Origin of the sequence: Pseudomonas sp. NFACC04-2 (assembly GCF_900119265.1) — a bacterium.
Classification (GTDB): domain Bacteria; phylum Pseudomonadota; class Gammaproteobacteria; order Pseudomonadales; family Pseudomonadaceae; genus Aquipseudomonas; species Aquipseudomonas fluorescens_AA.
In genome coordinates, this window is sequence record NZ_FPJC01000015.1 from 135,579 (window position 1) to 145,972 (window position 10,394).

11 protein-coding genes are annotated in these 10,394 nt (G+C 58.6%); 9 read left to right on the forward strand and 2 right to left on the reverse strand.

Translation table 11 applies throughout. The features are described from left to right. Window positions 1-29: 29 nt before the first annotated feature. The gene (zapE, locus tag BT125_RS19925) at window positions 30-1,124 is read left to right on the forward strand and encodes a cell division protein ZapE (protein ID WP_072409535.1); all 1,095 of its coding nucleotides are present in this window, start codon (window positions 30-32) and stop codon (window positions 1,122-1,124) included. 131 nt (window positions 1,125-1,255) lie between these two features. Here zapE and BT125_RS19930 read toward each other — a convergent pair whose 3' ends face one another. Further along, entirely contained in the window at window positions 1,256-2,152 is an 897-nt protein-coding gene (locus BT125_RS19930) for a GlxA family transcriptional regulator (RefSeq protein WP_170842279.1), read from the reverse strand. A gap of 245 nt (window positions 2,153-2,397) precedes the next feature. Here BT125_RS19930 and BT125_RS19935 point away from each other — a divergent pair, with 245 nt between their 5' ends. Then, the gene (locus BT125_RS19935) at window positions 2,398-3,534 is read left to right on the forward strand and encodes an acyl-CoA dehydrogenase family protein (protein ID WP_072409538.1); all 1,137 of its coding nucleotides are present in this window, start codon (window positions 2,398-2,400) and stop codon (window positions 3,532-3,534) included. A gap of 133 nt (window positions 3,535-3,667) precedes the next feature. On the opposite strand, the gene BT125_RS19940 is transcribed toward BT125_RS19935, so the two are convergent. Beyond that, window positions 3,668-4,708, reverse strand: coding sequence for an NADP(H)-dependent aldo-keto reductase (locus tag BT125_RS19940; protein WP_072409540.1), 1,041 nt, complete (start codon window positions 4,706-4,708; stop codon window positions 3,668-3,670). A gap of 245 nt (window positions 4,709-4,953) precedes the next feature. Between BT125_RS19940 and rplM the strand changes: the two genes are divergently transcribed. The 7 genes from rplM to BT125_RS19975 all read left to right on the forward strand — a co-directional run bounded on the left by rplM (window position 4,954) and on the right by BT125_RS19975 (window position 9,831). After that, window positions 4,954-5,382, forward strand: a complete 429-nt coding sequence (gene rplM, locus BT125_RS19945; protein ID WP_003205365.1) for a 50S ribosomal protein L13 — start codon at window positions 4,954-4,956, stop codon at window positions 5,380-5,382. Window positions 5,383-5,396: 14 nt separating this feature from the next. Next, window positions 5,397-5,789, forward strand: a complete 393-nt coding sequence (rpsI, locus tag BT125_RS19950) for a 30S ribosomal protein S9 (RefSeq protein ID WP_003205364.1) — start codon at window positions 5,397-5,399, stop codon at window positions 5,787-5,789. A 256-nt stretch (window positions 5,790-6,045) separates the two neighbouring features. Further along, the gene (petA, locus tag BT125_RS19955; RefSeq protein WP_060740746.1) at window positions 6,046-6,639 is read left to right on the forward strand and encodes a ubiquinol-cytochrome c reductase iron-sulfur subunit; all 594 of its coding nucleotides are present in this window, start codon (window positions 6,046-6,048) and stop codon (window positions 6,637-6,639) included. Then, the gene (locus BT125_RS19960; RefSeq protein WP_072409543.1) at window positions 6,639-7,850 is read left to right on the forward strand and encodes a cytochrome b; all 1,212 of its coding nucleotides are present in this window, start codon (window positions 6,639-6,641) and stop codon (window positions 7,848-7,850) included. The genes petA and BT125_RS19960 overlap by 1 nt, the downstream gene beginning before the upstream one ends. Then, window positions 7,850-8,632 carry a cytochrome c1 gene (locus BT125_RS19965; RefSeq protein WP_072409545.1) on the forward strand — a complete coding sequence of 261 codons (783 nt, stop codon included), beginning with the start codon at window positions 7,850-7,852 and terminating at the stop codon, window positions 8,630-8,632. The genes BT125_RS19960 and BT125_RS19965 overlap by 1 nt, the downstream gene beginning before the upstream one ends. A 151-nt stretch (window positions 8,633-8,783) precedes the next feature. Continuing rightward, window positions 8,784-9,401, forward strand: coding sequence for a glutathione S-transferase N-terminal domain-containing protein (locus BT125_RS19970; RefSeq protein ID WP_003178195.1), 618 nt, complete (start codon window positions 8,784-8,786; stop codon window positions 9,399-9,401). Between the two features lie 16 nt (window positions 9,402-9,417). Next, a complete protein-coding gene (locus BT125_RS19975; RefSeq protein WP_072409547.1) occupies window positions 9,418-9,831 on the forward strand; it encodes a ClpXP protease specificity-enhancing factor in 414 nt (137 codons plus the stop codon). Window positions 9,832-10,394 lie beyond the last annotated feature (563 nt).

The following is a 10,394-nucleotide window of genomic DNA, read 5'->3' on the forward strand; positions in this document are numbered from 1 at the left end:
GGCCCGTTTTTGTTGCCTTGCTAACGAATATGACGCCCCTAGAACGATATCAAGCTGATCTGAAACGCCCGGAGTTCTTCCACGACGCAGCCCAGGAAACGGCAGTGCGGCATTTGCAGCGCCTGTACGACGACCTGGTCGCGGCCTCGAACAATAAGCCGGGCCTGTTGGGCAAACTGTTCGGCAAGAAAGACCAGGCGCCGGTCAAGGGCCTGTATTTCTGGGGCGGCGTTGGCCGTGGCAAGACCTACCTGGTGGACACCTTCTTCGAAGCGCTGCCGTTCAAGGAAAAGACACGTACGCACTTCCACCGCTTCATGAAGCGTGTGCACGAGGAAATGAAGACCCTGGGAGGCGAGAAGAACCCGCTGACCATCATCGCCAAGCGTTTTTCCGACGAGACCCGGGTTATCTGTTTCGATGAGTTCTTCGTTTCCGATATCACCGACGCCATGATCCTGGGCACCTTGATGGAAGAGCTGTTCAAGAACGGCGTGACCCTGGTCGCCACCTCGAACATCGTGCCGGACGGCCTGTACAAGGACGGCCTGCAGCGGGCGCGGTTCCTGCCGGCCATCGCGCTGATCAAGGAACACACCGAAATCGTCAACGTCGACAGCGGCGTCGACTACCGCCTGCGTCACCTCGAGCAAGCGGAGTTGTTCCACTTTCCGTTGGATGCCGCCGCCGAAGAAAGCCTGCGCAAGAGCTTCCGCGCCCTGACGCCGGAATGCACCCAGGCGGTGGAAAACGATGTGCTGATCATCGAAAACCGCGAGATCCGCGCCATCCGTACCTGTGACGACGTGGCCTGGTTCGACTTCCGCGAACTGTGCGACGGCCCGCGCAGCCAGAACGACTACATCGAACTGGGCAAGATCTTCCACGCCGTGTTGCTCAGCGGCGTCGAGCAGATGAGCGTCACCACCGACGACATCGCCCGTCGCTTCATCAACATGGTCGACGAGTTCTACGACCGTAACGTGAAGCTGATCATTTCGGCCGAAGTCGAACTCAAGGATCTCTACACCGGCGGTCGCCTGACCTTCGAATTCCAGCGGACCTTGAGTCGTTTGCTGGAGATGCAATCCCACGAATTCCTGTCGCGGGCGCATAAGCCGTAGGGCGATTCGCAAAGCAAAAAAAGGCCTGCGATTGCAGGCCTTTTTTGTACGCTCGAATCAGTCGTTCACTGTAAAAACCTGTGGGAGCGAGCAAGCTCGCTCCCACAGTGGATCGTTGCGAAGCCTTCGGCCTACGCCGCCTGCTGAAACTGCTGCCGATACTGGTTCGGCGACAGGTCGGTATGTTGCCTGAACAACCGTGCGAAAAAGCTCGCGTCGTCGTAGCCGACTTCGTAGCTGATGGTCTTGATGCTCTTGCGGCTGCCGGAGAGCAGGCCCTTGGCGGTTTCGATCCGCAGTCGTTGCAAGTAATGCAGCGGCTTGTCGCCTGTGGCGGTCTGGAAGCGGCGCATGAAATTGCGGATGCTCATGCCATGCTCCCGGGCAACATCCTCAAAGCGGAATTTATCGGCGAAGTGCTCTTCGAGCCATTGCTGGATCTGCAGGATGATCACGTCCTGGTGCAGTTTTTGCCCGCCAAAGCCGATCCGTCCCGGCGAATAGCTGCGTTGCACCTCATACAGGATGTCCCGCGCCACGGCCTGGGCCACGTTGGCGCCGCAGAAGCGTTCAATGAGGTAAATGTAGAGGTCGCAGGCTGAGGTCGCGCCGCCGGCGCAAAACAGGTTGTCGGCGTCGGTCAGGTGCTTGTCCTGGTTCAGGTGCACCTGGGGGAAGCGCTCCTTGAAGGCATTGAAGAAGCGCCAGTAGGTGGTCGCTTCCTTGCCGTCGAGCAGACCGGCCTCGGCCAGCCAGAACACTCCGGTGGCTTCGCCGCAGAGTACCGCGCCGCGAGCGTGTTGTTCGCGCAGCCAGGGCAGTATCTGGGGGTAGCGTTGGCAGAGGCTGGCGAAATCATCCCAGAAGGCCGGCAGGATGATGATGTCGGTGTTTTCCAAGCCACCGTCCACCGGCATGATCACATCGCTGAAGCTGTTCACCGGTTTGCCATCGGGGCTGACCAGCCGGGTTTCAAACGCCGGCGTCAGACCGTGGCCCAGTTGTTTGCCATAGCGCAGGCTGGCCAGGTGGAAAAAATCCTTGGCTTGCATGAGGGTGAAGGCGAAGACCCGGTCGATTGCCAGGATGCTGACGCGCCGCAAGGGCGTGGAGGCGTGCATAGACATAATTCATCTTTTATTTTTATAGGGGAAAGTGGTCACTAGACGGCTGGATCGTCTTATTTTTTGTCGGATGTGTCCAGTGTCCTGTCGTACACCGCAGGCTTAGGCTCTATCGGATAACCACGTCCAACAATAATCAAAGGTGAGCCATGATCCCAAGAACACTGTTCAGTCCCGAGCACGAATTGTTCCGCGAGAGCGTACGAACCTTCCTCGAAAAAGAAGCCGTGCCGTACCACAGCCAGTGGGAAAAACAGGGGCATGTCGATCGCCAGCTCTGGAACAAGGCGGGGGAGGCGGGCATGTTGTGCTCGCACCTTCCAGAGGCTTATGGCGGGCTGGACGCGGACTTCCTCTACAGCGCGGTGGTGATCGAGGAGATCGGCCGCCTGGGGCTGACGGGGATCGGTTTCTCGCTGCATTCCGACATCGTCGCGCCGTACATCCTGCATTACGGCAGTGAGGCGCTGAAACACAAGTACCTGCCGAAACTCGTGTCCGGCGAAATGGTCACGGCCATCGCCATGACCGAACCGGGCGCCGGTTCCGACCTGCAAGGGGTGAAGACCACGGCGGTGCTGGACGGTGACGAGTACGTCATCAACGGTTCCAAGACGTTCATCACCAATGGTTTTCTGGCGGACTTGGTGATTGTGGTCGCCAAGACCGATCCCAAGGCTGGCGCCAAGGGCACCAGCCTGTTCCTGGTGGAGGCGGGCACGCCGGGCTTCGAAAAGGGCAAGCGCCTGGAAAAAGTCGGAATGAAGGCCCAGGACACGTCGGAATTGTTCTTCCAGGATGTCCGCGTGCCGAAGGACAACCTGCTCGGACAGGCCGGAATGGGCTTTGCCTACCTGATGCAAGAGCTCCCCCAGGAGCGCCTGACCGTCGCCATCGGCGGCCTGGCTTCGGCCGAAGCGGCGCTGAAATGGACCCTGGACTACACCCGCGAGCGCAAGGCGTTCGGCAAAACCATCGCCGACTTCCAGAACACCCGTTTCAAGCTCGCGGAAATGGCTACCGAAATCCAGATAGGCCGGGTCTTCGTCGACCGCTGCTTGGAGTTGCACCTGCAAGGCAAGCTGGACGTGCCGACGGCGGCGATGGCCAAGTATTGGGGCACCGACCTGCAATGCAAGGTGCTCGACGAGTGCGTGCAGTTGCATGGCGGCTATGGCTTCATGTGGGAATACCCGATTGCCCGGGCGTGGGCGGATGCGCGGGTGCAGCGGATCTATGCCGGGACCAATGAAATCATGAAGGAGATCATTGCGCGGTCGCTTTGATCCAGAGTGAACTCAAGATCGTCTTCGCGAGCAAGCCCGCTCCCACAGGAGTCCTGCGTCGATCACAAAAGAGTGTTCAGACACAAATCCCCTGTGGGAGCGGGCTTGCTCGCGAAGACTTTTTACCGGCCGATCAAGGCGCAGGGTTCGGCTGATCCTTGTGAATCGCCTCGATCCCCGCCAGCACTTCGTCCGACAGCTTCAGGTCGAGGCTGGCGATGTTGCTGTCCAGTTGCTCCAGCGTGGTGGCGCCAATGATGTTGCTGGTCACGAATGGCTGCTGGGTGACGAACGCCAGGGCCATCTGCGCCGGGTCCAGGCCATGTTCGCGGGCCAGGGCCACATAACGGCTGCAAGCCGCTTCCGATTGCGGGTTGAAGTAACGCATGAAGCGGCTGTACAGGGTCAGTCGGCCCTTGGCGGGCCGTGCGCCGTTTTCGTATTTGCCCGACAGGAAGCCGAACGCCAGGGGCGAATAAGCCAGCAGGCCGCATTGCTCACGAATGGCGACTTCCGCCAGGCCGACCTCGAAGCTGCGGTTGAGCAGGTTGTACGGGTTCTGGATCGACACCGCCCGCGGCCAGCCACGGGCTTCGGCCAGGGCCAGGAACTTCATGGTGCCCCACGGTGTTTCGTTGGACAGGCCGATATGGCGGATCTTGCCGGCGCGGACCTGCTCGTCCAGGGCTTCGAGGGTTTCTTCCAGCGGCGTGAACGTTTCGTCGGCCTTGTGCTGGTAGCCCAGTTGCCCAAAGAAGTTGGTGCTGCGCTCCGGCCAGTGCAGTTGGTAAAGATCGATCCAGTCGGTCTGCAGGCGCTTGAGGCTGGCGTCCACGGCTTCGACGATGTGCTGGCGGTTGTGCTTGAGGTTCTTGTCGCGGATGTAGTCGATGGTGTTGCCGGGACCGGCGATCTTGCTCGCCAGGATCCAGTCGGCACGGTCGCCACGGCTTTTGAAATAATTGCCGATGTAGCGCTCGGTGGTGGCGTAGGTCTCGGCCTTGGGGGGCACCGGGTACATCTCGGCGGTGTCCATGAAATTGATGCCGGCACCCTTGGCGCGTTCGATCTGGGCGAAGGCCTCGGCCTCGCTGTTCTGCTCACCCCAGGTCATGGTGCCGAGGCACAGGGCACTCACGTTCAGATCGGTACGGCCTAGCTGGCGATAGTCCATCGGGAACTCCTTGGGCAAAACAATCATAAAAGCAGGTTGAAATATTTTTCGCAATCTGCATAATTGCGCACCTCTTTCTGCAGTGGAAGTGATGCGCCGCCGCCGAAGAATCTTGCCGTTGAACGGACGCGCCGACCCGAGCCCCCGAAAGCGTCTGTATCCGGCTGCCTTTGACTTGTCAAAGTACGCACTATTCAGTAAGATCCGCCGTCTAATTTACAGGGCGGCCCCTGAGGCTATAAAGAATGAAAACTTTTACTGCTAAACCGGAAACAGTAAAGCGCGACTGGTTTGTCGTCGACGCTGCTGGTCAGACCCTGGGTCGTCTGGCCACCGAAATCGCGAGCCGTCTGCGTGGCAAGCACAAGCCTGAGTACACCCCTCACGTTGACACCGGTGACTACATCGTCGTGATCAACGCTGAGCAAGTACGTGTTACTGGCGCTAAAACCACTGACAAAATGTACTACTCCCACTCCGGTTTTCCTGGCGGCATCAAGTCGATCAACTTTGAAAAGCTGATCGCCAAAGCCCCTGAGCGCGTGATCGAGACCGCGGTTAAAGGCATGCTGCCTAAGAACCCACTGGGTCGCGACATGTATCGTAAGCTGAAGGTTTATGCGGGCGCTGCTCACCCTCATACTGCTCAGCAGCCCCAAGAACTGAAGTTTTAACGGAATAGTTCATTATGTCGGCGACTCAAAATTACGGCACTGGCCGTCGCAAGACTGCAACCGCACGCGTTTTCCTGCGTCCGGGCACTGGTAACATCTCCATCAACAACCGCTCCCTGGATAACTTCTTCGGTCGCGAAACTGCCCGCATGGTAGTTCGTCAGCCGCTGGAACTGACCGAGACCGTCGAAAAATTCGACATCTACGTCACTGTTATCGGTGGTGGTGTAAGTGGTCAAGCTGGCGCAATCCGCCACGGCATCACTCGCGCCCTGATGGATTACGACGAGACTCTGCGTGGTGCTCTGCGCAAAGCCGGCTTCGTAACTCGCGATGCTCGCGAAGTTGAACGTAAGAAAGTCGGTCTGCGTAAAGCGCGTAAGCGTCCGCAGTACTCGAAGCGTTAATTTCGCTTCCGCTTTCAAAAGGCGCCCAGTTCCTCACGGAGCTGGGCGTTTTTTTATGGGCAAAAGAATTGCTCTGTGACAACTTGCCACATTCGTAGAGCCCCTATACTACAAGGCTTGGCGGTTTGGCCGCTTGGTAATTACCTTGTCAGAATTGGGGCTTTTCATTACCATTCGGCAAAATTTTTATAAGTTCAGATTTTTACTTAGTAGACGCCTGATCTAACAGGCCACAAAGCTGATGGGAGAGGACTGAATGAGCAATGACGGCGTGAATGCAGGCCGGCGTCGCTTCCTGGTAGCAGCCACATCCGTGGTGGGTGCTGCAGGAGCGGTGGGGGCTGCGGTCCCGTTCGTGGGGTCATGGTTTCCCAGCGCCAAGGCGAAAGCCGCAGGTGCACCGGTGAAAGTGAATGTCAGCAAGATCGAGCCAGGCCAGCAGATGATTGCTGAGTGGCGCGGCCAGCCGGTGTTCATCGTCCGCCGTACAGAGGAAATCCTGGGGAATCTGAAAAAGATCGAGGGTCAGTTGTCCGACCCGTCCTCCAAGAACTCTACGCAACCGACCTATGTCGACCCGCAGACGCGTTCGATCAAGCCAGAGGTCCTGCTGCTGATCGGGATCTGTACGCACCTGGGTTGCTCACCAACGTTCCGCCCTGAAGTGGCGCCTGCCGATCTGGGCAAGGACTGGGTCGGTGGTTATTTCTGCCCTTGCCACGGCTCCCACTACGACCTGGCGGGTCGCGTCTACAAGTCGCAGCCTGCACCTCTGAACCTGCCAGTTCCCCCGCATTCCTATGAGACCGATGACATCATTGTCGTTGGCGTCGATACGGAGAAAGCGTGATGAGCAAATTCATGGATTGGGTTGATGCGCGCTTTCCCGCGACCAAGATGTGGGAAGACCATCTCAGCAAGTACTACGCTCCGAAAAACTTCAACTTCTTCTACTTCTTTGGCTCCCTGGCACTGCTCGTTCTGGTCAACCAGATCGTCACCGGTGTCTGGCTGACCATGAGCTACACCCCGTCGGCGGAAGAAGCGTTTGCCTCCGTCGAATACATCATGCGCGACGTCGAGTACGGTTCGATCCTGCGTCTGCTGCACTCCACTGGCGCTTCGGCGTTCTTCATCGTGGTCTACCTGCACATGTTCCGTGGTCTGCTCTACGGTTCGTACCAGAAGCCTCGTGAGCTGGTGTGGGTCTTCGGCATGCTGATCTACCTGGCGCTGATGGCCGAGGCCTTCATGGGCTACCTGCTGCCGTGGGGCCAGATGTCCTACTGGGGCGCCCAGGTGATCATCTCGCTGTTCGGTGCGATCCCGGTCATCGGTGACGACCTGACCCAGTGGATCCGTGGTGACTACCTGATCTCGGGCATCACCCTGAACCGCTTCTTCGCCCTGCACGTGGTCGCCCTGCCGATCGTGATCCTCGGCCTGGTGGTGCTGCACATCCTGGCGTTGCACGAAGTCGGATCGAACAACCCGGATGGCGTGGACATCAAGAAACACAAGGACGAGAACGGCGTACCGCTGGATGGCATCGCCTTCCACCCGTACTACACCGTGAAAGACATCGTCGGCGTGGTGGTCTTCCTGTTCATCTTCTGCTCCATCGTGTTCTTCTTCCCGGAAATGGGGGGGTACTTCCTCGAGAAGCCGAACTTCGAGCAGGCGAACGCGTTCAAGACCCCTGAGCACATTGCCCCGGTCTGGTACTTCACGCCGTTCTACGCGATCCTGCGGGCGATCCCGGACAAGCTGTTGGGCGTTATCGCCATGGGCGCGGCCATCGCCGTGCTGTTCGTCCTGCCGTGGCTGGACCGCAGTCCCGTCAAGTCGATGCGCTACAAAGGCTGGCTGAGCAAGATCTGGCTCGTGGTGTTCTGCGTCTCGTTCGTGATCCTGGGCGTGCTGGGCGTACTGGCTCCGACTCCGGGACGCACTCTGCTGTCGCAGGTTTGCACCTTCCTGTACTTCGCCTACTTCATTCTGATGCCTTTCTACACCAGGCTCGAGAAGACCAAACCGGTTCCGGAAAGGGTGACTGGCTGATGAAAAAGCTATTTGCTGTACTGATTCTTGCTGCTATGCCTGTACTGTCCTTCGCGGCTGAACACGGTGGTCCGGAGCTGGAAAAAGTCGACATCGACGTTTCCGACAAAGCGGCCATGCAGGACGGCGCACGTACGTTCGCCAACTACTGCATGGGTTGCCACAGTGCCAAGTTCCAGCGCTACGAGCGCGTTGCCGATGACTTGGGCATCCCCCATGAGCTGATGCTTGAGAAGCTAGTGTTCACCGGTGCCAAGCTGGGCGATCACATGAACATCGGCATGCAGCCTGCGGACGCCAAGACCTGGTTCGGCGCCGCGCCGCCGGACCTGACCCTGGTTGCCCGTGTCCGTGGCACCGACTGGCTTTACGGTTACCTGCGTTCGTTCTACGAAGATCCTGCACGTCCTTGGGGCGTGAACAACAAGGTCTTCCCGAACGTCGGCATGCCTAACGTTCTGGTCGGCCTCCAAGGGCGCCAGGTGGTAGGCTGCAAACAGGTTCAGATCGTTGAAGACGGTAAAAAGCAATTCGATCCGCTGACTGGCTCCGCTTTGACCCATGAAGCCTGCGACCAGCTGACCGTATTGCCGAACACCGGCAGCCTGACCCCGGAGCAGTTCGATGAGAAGGTCAAGAACCTGGTGACCTTCCTGGCCTACTCGGCCAACCCGGTGAAGCTGGAGCATCAGCGCATCGGTACCTATGTATTGCTGTACCTGGCGTTCTTCTTCGTATTCGCTTACCTGCTCAAGCGTGAATACTGGAAAGACGTGCATTGATAAAGCTGTAAGCCATTGCTGTTAATCGTGCGCGCCCAAGGGCGTCTCTAGACATGTAACGAGCCTGGCCCGCCAGGCGTTACGGGAGACGCCCTCTGGGCGCGCTCGTTTTTCCGTTTTTCGATAATTTCAACAAGCGAGGAGGATCGCCATGGGCGTGACCAATCGGTTGGCCTGTTACTCCGACCCCGCCGACCACTATTCCCACCGGGTACGCATCGTACTGGCAGAGAAGGGTGTCAGCGCCGAGATCATTTACGTCGAAGCGGGTCGTCAGCCGCCGAAGCTGATCGAAGTGAACCCTTACGGCAGCCTGCCCACATTGGTCGATCGTGACCTGGCATTGTGGGAGTCGACCGTGGTGATGGAATACCTGGATGAGCGTTATCCGCATCCACCCTTGCTGCCGGTTTATCCTGTCGCGCGTGCCAACAGCCGTTTGCTGATCCATCGCATCCAGCGTGACTGGTGCGGGTTGGTGGATCTGATCCTGGATTCCCGGACCAAGGAACCGGCGCGGGTCGTGGCGCGCAAGGAATTGCGTGAAAGCCTGACGGGCGTATCGCCGCTGTTCGTCGACAAGCCGTTTTTCCTCAGTGAGGAACAAAGTCTGGTGGATTGCTGCCTATTGCCCATACTCTGGCGTTTGCCGATTCTGGGTATTGAACTGCCGCGGCCTGCCAAGCCGCTGCTTGATTATATGGAGCGCCAATTTGCGCGTGAGGCATTCCAGGCGAGTCTGTCTGGTGTCGAACGCGACATGCGCTAAGGCTTAGGGAGCCGCTATGAACTCCAGTCGACCTTATCTGGTCCGCGCGCTCTACGAGTGGATTGTGGACAATGATTGCACCCCGCACATGCTGGTCAATGCCGAGTTTCCGTCGGTGCAGGTGCCGCAGGGTTTTGCCAATGATGGGCAGATTGTCCTGAACGTGTCGCCAGCCGCTGTGCGTCACCTGCACATGGATAATGATGCCGTCAGCTTTGAAGGGCGCTTCGGTGGTGTGCCGCACACCTTGTACGTGCCTGTTGCTGCGATTCTGGGGATTTATGCCCGGGAGAATGGCCAGGGCATGGTGTTTGAGCTGGAAGCGCCGTTGGACGGTGAAGAAGAGTTTGAGCTGGATGATGACCTGCCACCACCGGATGACGAGCCGCCGCGGCCTAGTGGTCGGCCTAGTCTCAAGGTGGTGAAGTAGCGGAGCAGGTAATCTGTTCGCTGTTCGCTGTTCGCTGTTCGCTGTTCGCTGTTCGCTGAGGAAAATGCCTGTGTCGTGAGATGCGGGCATTTTTTTGGCTGCATTCACTGGGGGATTGGTGTGTATATCCGTTTCTGCGGTAATGGCTGCTGGCGGTTCCGCTCTTACAGCGGGTCACTTTTGAAAAGCGCAAAAGTAACCAAAACGCTTTATGCCCCACCACTCGGCACCTCGCCTAGGCTCGGTGTGCCCTCACTCCGGCATTGCTCCGTGGGCCGCCGCGAAGGGCCATCCATGGCCCAGCGCGGCTACCTCGGCATCCATGCCGAGGTGCCCACTGCGCAATGCCTGCGTTTGGCCAGCGTGGTTAATGGGGCGCCCAGATCAAAAGCAAAAGCAAGGCGGCCTTATAGCCGGCCTGTCTCCTCCGGCTGTACCCGCTCCCACAGTTGATTGGGGGGGGGCAGCCAGAGGAGACAGGCCGGCTATAAGGCCGCCTCGCTTTGTTTTTGATCTTGATCTGGGCACCCCCGACCAAATAAAAAAACGGCGCTCCTCTGTAT